The following is a 15,893-nucleotide window of genomic DNA, read 5'->3' as shown; positions in this document are numbered from 1 at the left end:
TGTCGACTTCAACAAATGGGTAAGAACCGGCTCGTGTGACACGAAGGCGCCACGGGGGACGACCAGGTTCAGGGGGCAGTCTGAAACATTGTGACCCCGATCGGGAAAATGAGCATCAAAAAGTACACGAAAACGGTCATCGTGCCCGGCACCGTCATGCGGACCGTCGCGTCGTGGGCGAGCTGCTGTTCGACGTCCAGCTGCGCGTCCCGCATGGCCGCCGCCTTGGACTGCAGCTGGTCGTGGATCGCCGACCCCTGGGTACCGGCGAGCTCGACGATCGAGGCGACCTCACCGAGGGCGTCCACCTGGACCTCCTCGCCGAGCTCCCGCAGCGCCACCCAGGGCGCCTGCCCCTCCCAGCGGCTCCGTTCGAGCGTCGCCGCGATCCGCCGGAAGGGCCAGGACCCCGCCACCTGCGCCGCGGCGAACGTCGCCTGCGTGGCGCCGGCGCCGGAGATGCGCTCGATCGCGAGCAGCTCGAGGTACGTCGACACCGCGCGCGCGAACTCCTGCCGGGCGCGCTTCGCCTTGGACCGGGCATCGAGGTCCGGCAGGAACCAGGCACCGAGGGCGAACACGACGGCCGCCCCCACCGGCACCGACACGGGCATGCCGAGGTTCAGCAGGCCCACGCACAGCCCGAGGAACGGCACCGCGACCAGCGTGATGACCGTACCGAGGGCCTTCTCGCCGTAGTGGTCAGTGGCGGTCTTGCCGATGAGGTCGAGGTCCGCGTGCGTGGGGCCGCCCCGGCCCAGCAGCGCGATCGGCAGCCGGCGCTGCGCCCAGGCCCCGAACAGCTGGGTGTACCGCTGGGTGGCGGTCAGCTCGCCGCCGTCGGACACCGTGATGGGCTCGATCTTGTCGTCGCCGCTCAGCCGGTCCAGCGCCGACTGGAGCCGCGGCGTCGACGGCAGCAGCTCACGCACGACGAGGAAGAGGCCGAGCCCACCAAGCACGCCGATCCCCACTGCCCACGGCCACATGTCAGAGCCTCCGCTCGTCGGGGAGGAACCGCGGGATCGGCTGCCCGAGGCTGATCTTGCGCATCCACAGCAGGCAGACCACGTACGCGCAGAACAGGACCACCGCCACGACCTGGCCCAGGGGCGAGTCGTAGCCGCTGAGGTAACCGGACATCGCCGTGGCGGCCAGCACCACGAGCGTCACGATGGTCACCCAGCGCACCGTCGCGCGGCCGGTCGAACGCTCGGTCTCGATCTCGCGCCGCGCCTTGGCCTGCGCCGAGAGGGACTCGGCGAGCTGCCGGAGCGCCGGCGCCACGGCGCCCGTACGGTTGTCCGACTCGAGGATCATCGCGGAGGCGATCATGTCCGCCGAGTAGTCGTCCATCTCCTCCGCCCACCGGTAGAGCGCCGGCTTGATGGGCTGGCGCGCCTCCAGCCGCGCGACGAGCCGTGCGAGCGACGGCCGCACGGACGGCGCCGCGCTGTGCAGCGTGGCCGCGATGGCCTGCTCCAGCCCGACGGCGCCGCCGGACAGCACGCCGATCAGCGATCGCACCCAGGCGGTCAGGTCGGTCAGCTTCTCCACCTCGTTGGACTGCGTGGTGGTCCGGAACAGCGAGGGCAGGCCGACGATCAGCACCGGAATGATGAGGATCAGGGACCACCAGCCGGTCACGATCCCGATCACGAGGCCCACCACGGCCCCGATCCCGAGCAGCCTGCGCTGCGCGTAGAGCGGCCCGCCCTTGGTCAGGCCGAACAGGCGGAGCAGCCCGTGGAAGGGCGGCGTGGTCCGCACAGGCTTCGGAGTCGGCTCGAACTTCTGCGCCCCGACGACGACGAACCACAGCCCAAGCCCCAGACCGAGCCCGGTCAGCACCGCGATCAGCAGGGTCATGAGACTCCCCAGAGCCCTTCGCGGTAGTTCAGGAGGCTCGCGTCGAAGCCCTCCGCCTCCAGGTCGGCGAGGAACGACGGCGTCGTCTTCGGCACCGCACGGCCGTCCGGCCCCGGCTCGAACACGTCGGTGACCGCGACCGGGTTGCCGGCCTCGCCGCGCGTGACCTCGATGACCTCGGAGACGTAGCGACGGCGCAGGCCGTCGGATCCGACGTCGACCCGGAGGAAGACGATGAGGTCGACCGACTGCGCCACCTGCCGGTACGCGTAGGTCTCCGACAGCGTCGAGTCCTGCACGGCCATGCCGACCAGGCGTTCGACGACGTCGCGCGCGCCGTCGGCGTGCACCGTCGACAGCGAGCCGTTACCCATCTGCATGGCCTGGAACATGGACACGATCTCGGGCCCGCGCACCTCGCCCACGATGACGCGGGAGATGTTGTGCCGCAGCGACTCGTACACGTTCACGTTGGTGTTGATCTCGCCCACGCGACGGCCCGTCGCGTTCATCTCGCCGGACCCCTCGCGGGTGCGCAGGGCGACCACGCGCTTGTGCTTCTCGGGCTCGAGGTGCAGATAGAGCTCGTAGTCGGTCTCGATGGTTGCGATGGACTCCCAGGCATCCAGCCCGGCACACAAGGCCCGCAGAAGGGTCGTTTTACCGCTGCCCTGGCCCTGCCCGGACACGACAATCGACTTGCGGGCACGGACCGCCGCCGTGAGGAACTCCGCCAGCACGGTGTCGACGGTGCGGTTCCGGCGCAGCAGCTCGAGGTCGACGGACTGCAGGCGCTGGAGGCGGATCGTGACGCGCGGCCACGGCACCACCCAACCGACGGCGGCAAGCCGCACGCGACCCGGCAGGTCCAGGTTGAGGAACGGGTTGGCGCGCGTGAACGACCGCTCGTTGGCGGGGTCGCGCGCCGCGAGGAACTGGAGAAAGTCGATGAGCTCGGCGTCGGAGTCCGCGATGGGTTCCGCATACGTGCGGCGCCCGTCGCCCATCAGCAGGAGCACGGGCGCCGTGCCCGTGATCTCGATGTTCTCCACGTCCGGGGTGTCGATGAGCGGCTGCAGGCGGCCGAGCCGGAAGAGTGCGTCGAACAGCGCGCGCGTCACCTCGACCTGGTACTCGGGGGTCCAGTTCCGCTGGCCGCCGGAGAGCAGCGCGTCGTTGTGGTCGCGCACCACCTGCTGGATCAGCTCCTGGCCCAGCGCCTCGCGCTGCTCCTCGTCCAGCTCTCGCGTCGACAGCGCCGTCGTCAGCCGTGCGGACACCTCGCCGCGCAGGCTGTTGACCTGGCGCCAGAACTCGGAGTCGCGCAGCCGGGGGTTGCCGGGCTGGCCGTGATACTCCCGGCCGGCACGGGCGACCGCCCCGACCCAGGGGGACGCACCGTTCCCGGATGCCCCGCCACCGTTCACCGCCGGCGCACCGGCCGTGCGCGGTGCGCCGTTGGCGTGCACGACCGGCACGCCCCGGTTCTGCGCCGGGCCGGGCCGCCTGTCGTGCCCGGTCCCGCCCTCGGGAGCAGGATCTCGGCGTGGCAGTGCGCGCGGCTGGTCCTCCGCCTCGTGGAAGATCGGCAAGGAGGACAGGTCAGGGAACTCGGGCGTGCTCATGCGTTCCCCCTGCCGTCCCGCCACGGGCCGCCCTGCGCGGTCGGCGAGAGCTCGTCCGGGTGCTCGGGCGGCCTGCGCGGGCCGGACGCACCGCCTCCGGCGAGTGGGCCGGTGGCGAACCGGGCGCGGCGCTTCTCGGTGCGGTCCTGGAGCCGCGAGATCACGGGCCCGGCCGAGCGCACGAGCGGCGACGTCGAGTACCGGCGTCCGGCGGGCGAGCCGACGGACAGCACCTCGGCGTTCACGGGGTCCCAGGCCAGGGAGCCCACGGTCCCGAGGCCGAGCGTCCTGGCGATCTCGTTGGCGTCGTACGGCCGGCCGGGGCCGACGGTCAGGGCAGTGAGGTTGGTGAGCTCGCGCGCCGCCGCGTCGACCACCGAGGTGCGGGACTTGACGAGCTCCCGCGTCACGGCGATGTCGGGCAGACGGGAGCCGGTGGTGATCAGCACCTGGTCCGCGAGCCGGACGATCGGCTCGCGGTCCTCGCGCACGACGCCGCCGGACCCGAGCCGTCCGAGGTCGACCAGGACGTCGATGCCGCCGCGCTCCAGCGCGACGAGCTGGTTGGCCAGTGGCCCCCACAGGTTCGCGACGGCCGGCGCGGTGTGCGGGCTGATGATGCCGGGCAGCAGCTTCTTGTCCGGGTCGTTGCGCACGAGCGGGATGGTCTGCTCCCAGAACGAGGCCTCGAGCTCGCCGTGGGAGTGCGCGATCGCGAGCGGCTGGAGGCCGCGGTCGTGCGGCAGCTGCCCACGGAAGTAGCCGGCCAGGATCGACGACCCTGCCAGGTCCGCCTCGACGAGGAGTACCGGGCGGGGCCACTGGAGCGCCAGCACGAGGGCCGCCGTCGTGGTTCCCGGGGAGCCCTTCGCGTTGGCGAGGGCGACGAGAGCCACGCAGATCACCCGGCCCCGTCGATGACCATCGCCACGCGACCCGTCGCAGCACGGGCCGCGAGGGCCGCCGCGTTGTTCGACGAGACCTGGACGTCGACGACGGTCTGGTCGCCCAGCGGCGACGGTTCGACGCTGACCACGGTCGCGGTGATAGTCAGCGGCGCCTGGGCCGGCGGCTCACCTCCGGTCGCCGGGGTCTCGACGATGCGCACGGTGTCGCCGGCGTTCAGCTTGTCCTGTGCGGGCATCTGGTTGGGGGCGAGCGCGACGCCAACGACGGACTGTCCCGCCGGGGGCTGGAGCTCGTCCGCGACGCTGGCGCGCGTGAGCAGCTGGCCGTTGGTGAGGTCGACCGCGGCGACCTTGCTCTGGTCCACGATCTGGCTGAACTCCTCGGCCGGGATGGGGTCGAGCAGGGTCCGGCCCTTGGGCAGCTCGATCGTCACGATGTTCGCGGACGTGATCTCGGTGCCGCGTGGCACGTCGCCCTTGATCGCGAGCGCCTGGTAGGTCTGACCGAGCGTGCTGGTCAGGTACACGGCCGCGAGCACGCTCAGGGCGACGAGCGCGAGGCCGAGGGCGATGAGCGCGGGACGGCGGCGGGCGCGCGTCGGTTTGAGCGGCCCGGGGGGTGCGGGTCGCTGGGGTGGTGTCGCTGACCGAGCGTGCTTCTCCTGGTTCGCGACCTTCGTGCTGCTACTCACCGTGCCGTCTCCTCCGAGCCCGTCGGCGGAGTCCGCCTCGGGTTCCCCCGGTGCGGGACCCATCGAGGTTCCCATCCGTGCGCCTGTCTCCACCGTGCTCCTGCCGTGCTGATCGAGGGGCTTCCCTGCTGGTGGCACACGCGTGTCACCGCAGGCAATCCTCATCCACACGGGCGAACCCGGCAGGTTGAACGCTAATCAGGGTTCCGGGTGCCCGCTAGGTCAAGCAGACTTCAAAGTTGTGGAGATGGCTTGAATATTGAGTGACCTTGAAACGATCTTCCGCTGGCACGTCATAACCACAACCGTGGTGTTGACTCTGCAGGTCAGGCCGTGAGAATAGCCTCCCGCGCCACCCTCCCCGTGCAAAGTTCACCCTGAAGGGATCTTTACATTCGGGGCAGGTCGGGAGGTATGGGGACAGAACGAGAGGGCCCCGCTGGCGGTGGGGCCCTCTCGCGATGAGTGGACTTCGGACGACGGTCAGGGCTTCACGCACCCCCCAGTGCTCAGCCCGTCGGTCGTCGTCGCCCCTCACCGTCCCGTTCGCCCGGCTGTCCCCCAGACAGACCACCGGACTGAACGGCTTCCGCCAGCCGTCGCACTGCGCGACTCGCCCGCTGGCGCAAGGCTGCGTGCGAGATGCCCAGCTCGTGGGCCACCCGCCGCTGATAGTTCCCGCGACCCGAGCCGAGCTCGGCGTACTCCGGGAGATCGGGGTCCGGCGCGTACAGCCGCGCCAGGAGCGCTGACTCGTCCCGCGTCAGCGCGCACTTGTCGAGGCCCCACGCGATCACGTCGAGCACCTCGCCCGTGGTGCCGAGGGACATGCTCGCGAGGGAGTAGACCGCGTCCGGCCCGGGTTCGGGCGTCGTAGGCCGCTCGAGGGCGGTCAGCGTGAACGCGTCGGTGGGGATCTCCGCGACCCGCGGCCCGCGGCTCGCCCGGCCGCCCTGCGCGTGCGGGGCCCGGTCGCCCACGACGCGCGTGAGGGTGTGGCCCTGGAGCCGCATCGCCACCCGGCTGCTGCGGTCGAGGTCGTAGTGGGTGATCGCGTCCCACATCGCGGCGGCGGCCTCCTGCTCGAGGTCCTGCACGTCCGGGTAGTGCCGACGCGAGCGGCGCACGATGGTGCGCACCGCGGGAAGCATGCACTGCAGCACCGCGCGCCCTGCGGCGAAGCTGCCGCCGGCGTGCTCGACGATGAGCGCGTAGAGCACCTCGTCCGCCTCGTCCGGCGCGAGCTGCACGGCCTCCCCCGTACGCAGTCCTGCGATCTGCGGGAACCGCGTGGCGAGGCGCTCGATCTCGGTCGCGAAGGATCGTGTGCGGACCAGGTCGGCCCAGTCGTGGTCGAGCTCGCGCATCAGCGTTCCTGCTGGTGCAGGCGTCCGTGCAGGCATGGCGGTTCCCCCCTCCGGTCTGCACCGAGTCCACCGAGGGGGTGTTGCCCGCCACTGTTGCCCGCTCGTCCGGAGCCTGTGTGACCTGCGTCACAGTTGGCGAAAACCCGGCCACTACCGATGTCACACGAACTCGTCACCTGCCATTTGTGCTCAGCAGACGCAAGAGACGGAGAAACGGGAGAGGCGAGATGAGCAAGGACGAGCTCGACCAGGCGCCCGGCGCCGGACTCGGCAGCACCGACCTCGGCAGTGCGGTCGTCCGCAGTGCGGAACCCGATGCACCGGACTTCGACCACACGTGGTCCCTGCTCCGCGACACCGCCGAGGTGCACGCGGCACGCGGTGAGGTGGCGCCCCTGGTGCGCGACCTCATCGCCTCCCTCACCGAGGACCCCCTCGGCGAGGAGGACACGACCGTTCGCCTGACCGAGGCGCTCGACAGCCCTCGCGTGCGCAGCGCCCGCGAGGCCCGCGCGCGCATCCGGGCGGACCTGCAGAACGAGGTGCGGACCCGATGAGCTCGCTCCTCGTCCGCCGGCGTGGCAAGAAGGCCGCCAAGCCGGCCGAGCTGCCCGCGCCGGCCGACGGCGCCTCCAGTACCGGCTCGCCGTGGACCGGTGGGCCCGACCGGCCCGCGACGCCCCCGTCGTCGTCGGGCGGCGGTGACGACGGCGAGAACCCTCCCCCGCAGGTCGTCGAGTGGTCCAACGGACCGGCCCTGGTGACCAAGGCCTGGGGCGCGCTGCTCGCGCTGGCGCTGCTGGCCGGGCCCGCCGCACTGGTGTGGACCGCGCTGCGGCCCGCGCCGGCCCCCGTCTCGGCGGCCGCCGGCGCGGCGAGCACCGGGGAGACCGCCGCGGCGAACGAACGAGCGGTCGAGCTCGTCGAGACCTGGCTGCGGGCCGACAGCGACGACAAGCAGCTGATCGCTTCCCTGACGAACGCCCCGGTCGGCTCTCTCCCCCAGGAGGGTCTGACCATCCGCGACTCGTCGGTGGCCCAGGTCGAGCAGACGGACGACGGCGTCTGGTCGGTGACCGTGGGCGTCGACGTCGCCGAGCCCGCTCCCGGCTCCACACCCCCGCCGGCCGGTGCCAAGGCCGACAAGGAGAAGGCGGAGGTGCCGCTCGTCTGGGTGCGGCGCTACTTCCAGGTGCCGGTGCTGGTCGATCGCACGGACACCAGGTGGTCGGGACCGGAGCTGGCCGTGACCGCTCTGGCGCTGCCCGCACCGGTGCCCGGTCCGGCGTCCGCCGCCGAGCCGCCGAACCTCGACTACCCCGAGACCATCTCCCCGACCTCGGCCGCCGGCGAGTCCGTCACCGGGTTCCTCTCGGCCCTGGTCGCCGGAGACGGCGAGATCACGCGCTACCTGCGCCCCGGCACGTCGATCAACGCCGTGCTCCCCGCGCCGTACTCGGCCGTGACCGTCACGGGCATCAAGGGTTCGCACGAGGTCGCGGAGGACCCGGCCGACGACAAGGGCACGCATGCCTTGACCACCGTCGAGCTCACGCGGCTCGACGGGGAGAAGACCACCGCCCAGTACGTCCTCACGCTCGTCGCGCGTGATGGCCGCTGGGAGGTTGCCGGCCTCGAGCCGGCCGTCCGTATCGACACGACGCCATCCGGCACCGACCCCGGCACCGCCGGGGAGTAACGAAGGAGAGAACCATGATCAACGAGATCGTTATGGCCAGCGGTGGCTTCCTCGACCTCATCACCGTCAAGTCCGAGGAGGTCAAGAGTGCCATCGAGTCGGTGACCTTCGTGGTCGTCATCCTCATGGTCGTCATCACCGCGGTGAAGACGAAGATGTCGATCGCGGCGATCCTGATGTCCGCGATCGTCGGCGGCATCGTCCTGTGGCTCGTGAACGGAGGCATCAACGTCACCTCCGACCTCGCCAGGGACGAGTTCGCCTCCGGCACGGCCATCGTGAGCACGCAGACGGTGCTCTGACCGCGCCGGGACCGCCAGGGCCGGGACATGGGCAGGACGCTGTGGGCACGACACAGGGTTGGTCAGCACAGGGTTGGTCAGGTGGGCGCGTTCGCGCGCCCAGCACGTGGTGAGGAGGGTGTCCGGTGACCGAGACCGCGAAGTTCTACACGAAGGCCCGTCGCATCCCCATGCTGGTGGGGAAGCTACCCAGCGGCGGGCGCATCTGGGGCGGCCCGTACACGATCACTCAGGTGGGAGCGGGCGCCGTGGTGGCGTTCGCACTGTGGAAGACCGCTCCGCTGTGGGCACAGCTGGGCGGGTTCATGAACATCGTGGTGGCCGTGGGGGTCGTGGTCGGCGTGGTCTGGGCCACCGGCAAGCTCCCCAGCACCGGTCGCAACCCCATCGCGTTCGTCATGGACGCGATGAACCTGACCTCCAGCCCGGGTCGCCTGGCCGGCGGACAGGTGGCCCTGCCCAAGCCACGGCTCATGACCCACCGGGTCATGGTCGTGCTGCCGCGACCGACCACCGTCGCGGCACCGCGTGCCGAGGCGCCCGTCAGCCGGCCGGCTCCCGTCGCCGCCGAGCCGCAACGCCCGGTGGCGGTCCAGCCGATACCGACCGAGCTCCTGCCGGAGCTGACCAGCCGGGGGCCCGCCGACGCGACGTTCGACGGCCGGCGCCTCCAACCCGCCCCGGCTCAGGAGCCCCGGCCACGCCCCGACAAGCGCTCACCCGCCGACTGGGCGGCGGCCGCAGCGACCGCCGCGGCGACGGCCCCTGACCGCAAGACCGCAGGCCTCACCGGCGTCGGGCAGCTGCTCGCCGGGAAACCGCAGCAGACCGACAAGCCGGCCCCCACCACCCCGCGAGAGGACTGAGCCCCCATGCTGAGCCACATCTCGGCCTTGACCGACGGCCTCATGTGGACCCGCACCGGGACCGTCTGGGCGGTCTGGCGCGTGTCACCTGTGCCCTACGCATTCCAGCCCGACGACAAGAAGCACACGGCACGGCGGCACCACACCGCCCTCTACCGCGCGTTGCGCGGCGAGTCGCTGCACCTGGGTCTGACGGCGGCCACCGACCCGGCATCGGTCGTGCTGTCGATGATCGAGGGCGTCGACCTGACCGAGCGCGAGGCGTGGGCCGCCGAGTGCGAGGCCACCCTCGACTTCCTGGAGCAGATCCCGATCGGGCGCCGCGTCCACTGGATCGCCGCCCCCCTGGCCAACCCGGGCGCCAAGGCGTTCATGGAGCCCCTCCACGCCAGCTGGACCACGCTCCAGGACACGCTGATGATGCCGCGGTCCGTGCCGGGCAGGCACGCGGTCGGTGAGCGCGCCGCGCAGGCCGAGGCGCTCCGCAAGGAGATGCCGTCGGCGTTCGACCCGCGGCCGGCGACGGTCGCCGAGATGGCATGGATGTTCGGGCACGCGATGCAGCGCGGCCTCGGCCTGGACACGGCGGTCCCCGTCGACGGGTCGCTGGACGCCGAGATGCACCTGTCCGGGCCGTCCGTGCTGCCGTCCGCGCTCGTGGACCCGGCCGGGCAGACCGACTCCGAGAAGAAGCTGGGCCCCCTGCAGATCCTGAAGCGGCCCTACGTCAAGGTGCTCGACCCCACCAACCCCGAGCTCGCGTCCTACCAGACGACGCTCGTGGTGAGCGACACCCCGTCGGGCGGGATCGTGTACCCCGGGTGCGAGTGGATCGGCCGGGTCGACGAGTCGGGCGTGCCGTGCGACTGGGCGATCCGCATGACCGTGCGCTCCCGCGACGAGGTGACCAACCGCAACCGGCGCGCCGTGCGCACGCTCAACGACCAGTTCGACCAGCGCTCCGAGGAGGAGCGTGCCGGGTCCTCCCTCGACACGACGGCGCGCGCGCTGGGCGAGTACCAGGCGGTCATGGACGCGGACGAGCTCGAGGTCGAGGTGGACGCCACCACGATGTTCACCGTCTCCGGCCACACCCCCGAGCAGGCGCTCGACGACGCGCGTGACCTCACCAAGTACTTCGCCGCGATGCAGTTCTCGCTGCGCACCGACCCCACGATCCAGCCGACCCTCTTCGACGCCACCCTGCCCGGCATGCCGACGCCGCGCGCCGTGCGGGAGTACTCGCAGATCACGACGGCGCGGGCGTTCTCGGCGGCCGTGCCGTTCGCGACCACGGAGCTCGGGGACACCTCCGGCGCGCTGTTCGCCCTGGAGATCTCCAACGGGGCCGCACGGCCGAACCCCGTGTTCGTGAACCTGGCGGGTGCGACGGACAAGCTGGACGTGGCCCTCGCGATGGGATTCGTCGGCGAGCTCGGTTCGGGTAAATCGGTCAGCATGAAGACCGTGGCCATGGACAACGTGGACATGGGTGCCACGCTCATGGCGGTGGACCACACCGAGATGGGCGAGTGGGGCGTCGCCGTCTCGGAGATCCCGGGCTCGCAGGTGGTCGAGATCTCCGAGGACGCGACGGTCTCCATGGACCCGCTGCGGATCCTGCCGCCGGCGCAGGCGCCACGCGTGGCCCGCGCCTTCATCACCGTGCTGCTGTCGGTGCAGACCAAGTCCGAGCAGAACGTGCTGCTGTCCAAGGTGCTGCAGACCGAGTACATGTGGCGGCACAAGATCACGTCGCTCGGCTCGCTCGCCCGCCACCTCGAGGTGGACTGCGAGTACCCGGGCGCCCGCATGCTCGCCGACGAGATGCGGATCTTCTCGGAGCTCGACTTCGGGCGCGCGCTCTTCGACGACTCGCTGCCGCCGCTCGACCTGAGCTCGCCGGCGATCGTGCTGCACACCCACAAGATGCAGCTGCCGTCGAAGGCCGACATGGAGCACGGACACCTGTTCGCGGAGCTCAAGGCGGAAAAGGTGTTCGGCCGTGCCACGTTCGCGCTGATCGCCGCCCTCGCCAGGTACCGCTGCTTCGCCGACCGTTCCAGGCTCGACATCTTCGCCGCCGACGAGGCGTCCAAGACCATGTCGTCACCGGAGGCCGCCGAGGAGATCGGCATGTTCATCCGGGACGGCCGTAAGCACAAGGCGGCGCTCCTGCTCGGCAGCCACGACGCCGAGGAGGACTTCGGCAACGAGGTGGTCCGCGGCCTGATCCCGTTCCGTGTGCTCCTGCGGCACCGTGACGCGAACCTCGCCCGCCGCGGGCTGCGCTGGCTGCACGGCCTCCCGGTGAGTGCGCCCGTGGACGAGGGACTGGTCAAGCTCGTCACCGAGGGCACCGCCCCGGTGACCGATGCCGCCGTCGGCGTGACGGAGGAGCGGCGGGGCGAGTGCCTCATCCGCGACTTCCAGGCCCGGTACGGCCGGGCGAAGGTCATGGCGCCGCTGGTGGAGAGCCGCGCCAAGACCGTGAAGACCACGCCCACCAGCTCCACCGGTGCGGTGATCGGGTCATGAACCGGCTCGCGCCGCTACCGTCCGCTGATCCGGGCGGCGGGCTGAACCTCGAGGACACGCAGGGCGTGGCCGTCGACCGGTTCACGCTCCAGTGGGACACGGGCTCGCCGTGGAACCCGCTGAACGTCGACTCCGAGATCTTCTCGACCCTCGCCGGCATGTTCTGGGTCTGGTACCGGGACATGGTCGCCGTGCAGATCTGGGTGCTCGACTGGGTGCTCGGCATGGACTGGCTCGGCTACATCCTGGCGCCCCTGGCCGGGCTGAGCATCATCGTGCAGGGCATGATCGCGCAGATCGGCCTGCTCAACCTGATGCTCATCATCCTGGCGTTCGTGGTCGGCTTCTGGCTGCTCAAGGGTCGGTTCGCCGGCGGCTTCATGGAGCTGCTGATCGGCTGTCTCATCGCGGCTCTCGCCACCGGGTTCCTCGCGAACCCCATGGCGACGATCGGCGGCGAGCAGGGCGTCATCATGCAGTCGCGCAACGCCGGCATGGACATCGCCACCGGCTTCGCCACGGAGGGTGCGTCGTTCCAGCGGGACTCCACGGTGATCCGTGAGGGCCTCAAGGGGCAGCTCGTGGACACCCTGCTCCGCGCGCCGCACCAGATCATCAACTACGGCACGGTCATCGACGGCACGGGCTGCGAGGACACCTACACCGAGAACGTGGGGCGGGACGACGCCGTCGACGCGATCGGGTCCTGCGACTCCGCGTACAAGGAGGCGGCGGCCAACGTCGACGCCGGCACCGTCGTCTCCACGCTCAGCCTGCTCACCACCGGGTTCGTGTTCCTGCTGCTGTCCGTGGTGATCGTCGGCGGCACCATCTTCGCGGTGCTCCTGCTGGGCTGGTCGGCGATCAAGCTGCTGTGGCAGCTCCCCGTCGGTGTGGTCTCGAGCGGTACCCGTGCCCAGCTCTTCCGTACGTTCGCGAGCGTCGGCTTCGGGTGCATCCTCGTCGCCATGGCCACGATGTTCCTCGTGGCGTGGATGAAGATGCTGCTCGGCTTCTACGACGCCACGAGCGGCCTGCCGTTCCTCGTCCGCCTGTACCTGTTCAACACGCTGGTGATCGCCGGCGCGGTGTTCTACGTGCTGATGGGTGCGAGCGTGCGGGCGGCGCTGCGCGGCCTCGCGGACAAGCTGGCGGCCGCCGGCGTGCCCTCGCAGGTGGGCGAGCCCGCCGCGATGCCGTGGGACGGCAGTGCGAAGTGGCGCGGGCGCTACAACAAGGCCAAGGAGTGGGCGGGTGTCGGCCTGGGCCCGGCGCCCGTGAAGCCGAACGGCCAGGGACTCGAGGTCGACGGCGACGACGTCCCCGCCGCCGGCCCGTCCGCCATGGACGGGAACCCCGGCGGTGGCTCGGTCGGCAGCACCACGGGCGGCGTCTCCGGTGGTTCGGCCGGCACGGGCGACGAGAACCGCACGATGCCCATCCCGGTCGACGGTTCCGGCGCTCCGGTCGGGCCCGACGGCGCCGACGGCACCGACAGCCGTGGCAACGCCTGGACCACCGCGGCGCGCAGCGTCCAGGACGGGTCGCCCGACGGCGGCCGCGGGGGCGACCCGCTGCCGGACGGCTCGAACGCCGGGGAGAAGCCCTCGAACGAGCCCGGCCCGCACCTGCCGCCGACCGCCGGCGAGCGCCTCAGCGACCGGCTGGGCAGCGCACGACGCACCGGCACGTCGGTCGCCCTGCAGGCGGGATCCATGGTCGCGAGCGGCGGCACGTCCAGCGCGGCGGTGGGTGCCTCCAAGGCGCTCAGCGTGGTGCGCAAGGCCAGGCAGGCCAAGCAGACGCTCGGGGCAGCACGCGGGCTCGCCCGCAAGGGTGAACGGTCGCAGAGCGCCGCCCGGCTGGCCCAGTCGCTCAACGCCGCACGCCAGGGTGGGGCGCCGCAGGCCGGCGGGCCGCAGCCCTCGGCGATCGTGCACAACCCCGGCCGCCGTCAGATGCGAGGGCTGGGTCGCTGATGAAACGTGTAGTCATCGTGGTGATCACGGTGGTCGCCCTCGCGATCGGCACCTGGATCGGCTGGCCGCGCGAGGGGGGCCCTGTCGACCCCTCCGCGCAGGAGAGCTCCGGCGTGCTGGCTCCCGGGTCCCCGGACGACTTCGGCGACCCGGCGAGCTCCACCGGGAACGACGCGGCGGTGCCGCCCGCCACCGAGGAGGTCGAGGGACAGCCGGGAGCGGGCGAGCCGGCGACCGAGGTGTCGGCCGAGCCCGAGTTCGACGAGACGGCACCCAGCGAACCCGTCGAGGCGTCCTGGAACGAGGCGGTCCGGACCGCCGCACGCGACGCGGCCCGCGCCACGGTCGCCGCCTTCGCAGCGACCGACCAGACCGCTGACGAGTGGTGGACCGGGCTCAAGCCATTGCTCACCCCTCAGGCGCAGCCCGTCTACCAGGACGTGGACCCGCGGCTCGTCCCGGTCACCGAGGTGACGGGTGAGCCGGAGGTCACCGACGAGACCTCGACGCTGCTCGCCGAGGTGGCTGTGCCGACGGACATCGGCAGGTACACGGTGCTCCTGACCCGGGCCGACGGCGCGGCTCCCTGGCTCGCCGAGCAGATCAGGCCGCCGGAGGGGTCGTGAGCGGGCAGGGCACCACCGGGCTCGCGACACGCGTGGCCGCGCAGGCGGTCCGGTCCAGGGGCGGGCGGCCGGGCAGGCGTGGGGGGAAGGACGACTCGACCAGGCGTGCCCTGCTCGTGCTGGGCGTGCTGGTCGCGGCCGTCCTGGCACTGCCGGCCGCGGTCATCGCGATGGTCGTGCTGGTGGGCGGTGCCGTGAGCGAGAACCAGTCACGAGACGGCTGCAGCCTGTCGGCGTCGGTCGTGCCGGCCGGTGGCCAGGCGACGTCGGCCGGGGGCTTCACGGGCGAGCAGCTGCAGAACGCGTCGGTGATCCTGCAGGTGGGCCAGGAGCGGGGCGTGCCAGGAAGGGCCCAGGCCATCGCCGTGATGACGGCGCTCGGCGAGTCGGGCATGCGCAACCTCGACTACGGCGACGACCGGTTCGGGGTGCGCAACCCGGACGGGACGCTCACCTCCTCGATCGGCATGTTCCAGGAGCAGAAGTGGTACGGCACGGTCGAGGAGCGCCTTGACCCCGTGCAGTCGTCGGGCCGGTTCTACGACCGGCTGCTCGGCGTGACCGGCTGGGAGACGCTCGAGCCGACCATCGCGGCGCACAAGGCGCAGCGGAACGCCGACCCGTACCACTACCAGAAGTACTGGGACCAGTCACTCGAGGTGATGCAGCTCGTCAGCGGTGCGGACAAGCAGGACCTGGCCGCCCTGTCGCAGTCCATCCAGGGCGCCGCGGCCGGTGCGCCCTGCATGAGCGGCTCGATCGGCAACGCCGCGGTCGGTGCCGGCGGGTGGGCCAACCCGGCCGTCGGGTCCAAGGCGTCCGGCTTCGGGCCGCGCAGCACCGGTATCGCCGGTGCGTCGACCTATCACCTCGGCCAGGACATCGCGGCGTCGTGCGGTACCCAGGTGTTCGCGGCCGCCGCGGGGCGCGTCGTGATCTCCGGGGCGACCGGCTGGGGTACCGGCAACACGATTCGCATCGAGCACGGCATGGGCCTCGACTCGACGTACGGCCACCTGCTCACCGGCACCAACCTGGTGCGGGTCGGCGACACGGTGCAGGCGGGACAGCAGATCGCGTCCATGGGCGGCGACTCGCGCATCGACCCGGCGGGTGCGGGCACCTCGTCGGGCTGCCACCTGCACTACGAGGTGCGGGTGAACGGGCAGGCGGTGAACCCGGAACCCTTCATGGCCCAGCAGGGTGTGACCCTCGGGGTCGCGGCCCCGGTGACCGAGTCGGTCGCCCCGGGTGACGCACCGGACGGCGTGGAGCCCGCGGACGCGGACCGATGACTTCTGCTCACCGCAGACGTCGGTAAAAAGAGGTCGCGATCCTCGGTGGGAATACCCGACGATGATCCGGCGTCGTTAGACGTAGGTCGTGTGCAGTGTCGCTCCCGATCTCGGCCCGCGCGCACCG

General features: G+C 71.5%; 14 protein-coding genes. 8 read left to right on the top strand and 6 right to left on the bottom strand.

Annotated elements, in window-relative coordinates:
- Window positions 1–68 precede the first annotated feature (68 nt).
- The 6 genes from ACYVK7_RS17510 to ACYVK7_RS17485 all read right to left on the bottom strand — a co-directional run bounded on the left by ACYVK7_RS17510 (window position 69) and on the right by ACYVK7_RS17485 (window position 6,461).
- Window positions 69–989 carry a hypothetical protein gene (locus ACYVK7_RS17510; protein WP_460889006.1) on the bottom strand — a complete coding sequence of 307 codons (921 nt, stop codon included), beginning with the start codon at window positions 987–989 and terminating at the stop codon, window positions 69–71.
- A gap of 1 nt (window position 990) precedes the next feature.
- Complete coding sequence (locus ACYVK7_RS17505) at window positions 991–1,869, bottom strand: type II secretion system F family protein (RefSeq protein ID WP_460889005.1); 879 nt, start codon at window positions 1,867–1,869, stop codon at window positions 991–993.
- The gene (locus tag ACYVK7_RS17500) at window positions 1,866–3,494 is read right to left on the bottom strand and encodes a CpaF family protein (protein ID WP_460889004.1); all 1,629 of its coding nucleotides are present in this window, start codon (window positions 3,492–3,494) and stop codon (window positions 1,866–1,868) included. The genes ACYVK7_RS17505 and ACYVK7_RS17500 overlap by 4 nt, the downstream gene beginning before the upstream one ends.
- The gene (locus tag ACYVK7_RS17495) at window positions 3,491–4,390 is read right to left on the bottom strand and encodes a hypothetical protein (protein ID WP_460889003.1); all 900 of its coding nucleotides are present in this window, start codon (window positions 4,388–4,390) and stop codon (window positions 3,491–3,493) included. Before ACYVK7_RS17495 ends, ACYVK7_RS17500 begins: the two co-directional genes overlap by 4 nt.
- Before the next feature lie 5 nt (window positions 4,391–4,395).
- A complete protein-coding gene (locus tag ACYVK7_RS17490; protein ID WP_460889002.1) occupies window positions 4,396–5,094 on the bottom strand; it encodes an SAF domain-containing protein in 699 nt (232 codons plus the stop codon).
- A gap of 509 nt (window positions 5,095–5,603) precedes the next feature.
- On the bottom strand, window positions 5,604–6,461 hold the full coding sequence (locus ACYVK7_RS17485; RefSeq protein WP_460889001.1) for a hypothetical protein: 858 nt from the start codon (window positions 6,459–6,461) through the stop codon (window positions 5,604–5,606).
- Between the two features lie 227 nt (window positions 6,462–6,688).
- Here ACYVK7_RS17485 and ACYVK7_RS17480 point away from each other — a divergent pair, with 227 nt between their 5' ends.
- The 8 genes from ACYVK7_RS17480 (at window position 6,689) to ACYVK7_RS17445 (ending at window position 15,766) form a co-directional block, all read left to right on the top strand.
- Complete coding sequence (locus tag ACYVK7_RS17480; RefSeq protein WP_460889000.1) at window positions 6,689–7,018, top strand: hypothetical protein; 330 nt, start codon at window positions 6,689–6,691, stop codon at window positions 7,016–7,018.
- Window positions 7,015–8,160: a conjugal transfer protein gene (locus tag ACYVK7_RS17475; protein WP_460888999.1), complete on the top strand. Its 1,146-nt coding sequence runs from the start codon at window positions 7,015–7,017 to the stop codon at window positions 8,158–8,160. The genes ACYVK7_RS17480 and ACYVK7_RS17475 overlap by 4 nt, the downstream gene beginning before the upstream one ends.
- Before the next feature lie 14 nt (window positions 8,161–8,174).
- Window positions 8,175–8,462, top strand: a complete 288-nt coding sequence (locus tag ACYVK7_RS17470) for a hypothetical protein (RefSeq protein ID WP_460888998.1) — start codon at window positions 8,175–8,177, stop codon at window positions 8,460–8,462.
- 125 nt (window positions 8,463–8,587) lie between these two features.
- A complete protein-coding gene (locus tag ACYVK7_RS17465) occupies window positions 8,588–9,328 on the top strand; it encodes a hypothetical protein (protein WP_460888997.1) in 741 nt (246 codons plus the stop codon).
- 6 nt (window positions 9,329–9,334) lie between these two features.
- Window positions 9,335–11,866 carry an ATP-binding protein gene (locus tag ACYVK7_RS17460; RefSeq protein ID WP_460888996.1) on the top strand — a complete coding sequence of 844 codons (2,532 nt, stop codon included), beginning with the start codon at window positions 9,335–9,337 and terminating at the stop codon, window positions 11,864–11,866.
- On the top strand, window positions 11,863–13,845 hold the full coding sequence (locus ACYVK7_RS17455) for a hypothetical protein (RefSeq protein ID WP_460888995.1): 1,983 nt from the start codon (window positions 11,863–11,865) through the stop codon (window positions 13,843–13,845). The genes ACYVK7_RS17460 and ACYVK7_RS17455 overlap by 4 nt, the downstream gene beginning before the upstream one ends.
- Window positions 13,845–14,471, top strand: coding sequence for a hypothetical protein (locus ACYVK7_RS17450; RefSeq protein WP_460888994.1), 627 nt, complete (start codon window positions 13,845–13,847; stop codon window positions 14,469–14,471). Before ACYVK7_RS17455 ends, ACYVK7_RS17450 begins: the two co-directional genes overlap by 1 nt.
- Window positions 14,468–15,766, top strand: coding sequence for a M23 family metallopeptidase (locus ACYVK7_RS17445; protein ID WP_460888993.1), 1,299 nt, complete (start codon window positions 14,468–14,470; stop codon window positions 15,764–15,766). The genes ACYVK7_RS17450 and ACYVK7_RS17445 overlap by 4 nt, the downstream gene beginning before the upstream one ends.
- Window positions 15,767–15,893: the final 127 nt, after the last annotated feature.

This window comes from Promicromonospora xylanilytica, from assembly GCF_054782895.1.
Note: the sequence above shows the minus strand (reverse complement) of the source record. Positions and strands in the feature narration are given on the sequence as shown.

Excerpts from the sequence above, each read along its gene's own strand:
- ACYVK7_RS17510 (WP_460889006.1), bottom strand. The coding sequence starts at position 989 with ATGTGGCCGTGGGCAGTGGGGATCGGCGTGCTTGGTGGGCTCGGCCTC.
- ACYVK7_RS17505 (WP_460889005.1), bottom strand. The coding sequence starts at position 1,869 with ATGACCCTGCTGATCGCGGTGCTGACCGGGCTCGGTCTGGGGCTTGGG.
- ACYVK7_RS17500 (WP_460889004.1), bottom strand. The coding sequence starts at position 3,494 with ATGAGCACGCCCGAGTTCCCTGACCTGTCCTCCTTGCCGATCTTCCAC.
- ACYVK7_RS17485 (WP_460889001.1), bottom strand. The coding sequence starts at position 6,461 with ATGCGCGAGCTCGACCACGACTGGGCCGACCTGGTCCGCACACGATCC.
- ACYVK7_RS17480 (WP_460889000.1), top strand. The coding sequence starts at position 6,689 with ATGAGCAAGGACGAGCTCGACCAGGCGCCCGGCGCCGGACTCGGCAGC.
- ACYVK7_RS17475 (WP_460888999.1), top strand. The coding sequence starts at position 7,015 with ATGAGCTCGCTCCTCGTCCGCCGGCGTGGCAAGAAGGCCGCCAAGCCG.
- ACYVK7_RS17470 (WP_460888998.1), top strand. The coding sequence starts at position 8,175 with ATGATCAACGAGATCGTTATGGCCAGCGGTGGCTTCCTCGACCTCATC.
- ACYVK7_RS17460 (WP_460888996.1), top strand. The coding sequence starts at position 9,335 with ATGCTGAGCCACATCTCGGCCTTGACCGACGGCCTCATGTGGACCCGC.
- ACYVK7_RS17455 (WP_460888995.1), top strand. The coding sequence starts at position 11,863 with ATGAACCGGCTCGCGCCGCTACCGTCCGCTGATCCGGGCGGCGGGCTG.
- ACYVK7_RS17450 (WP_460888994.1), top strand. The coding sequence starts at position 13,845 with ATGAAACGTGTAGTCATCGTGGTGATCACGGTGGTCGCCCTCGCGATC.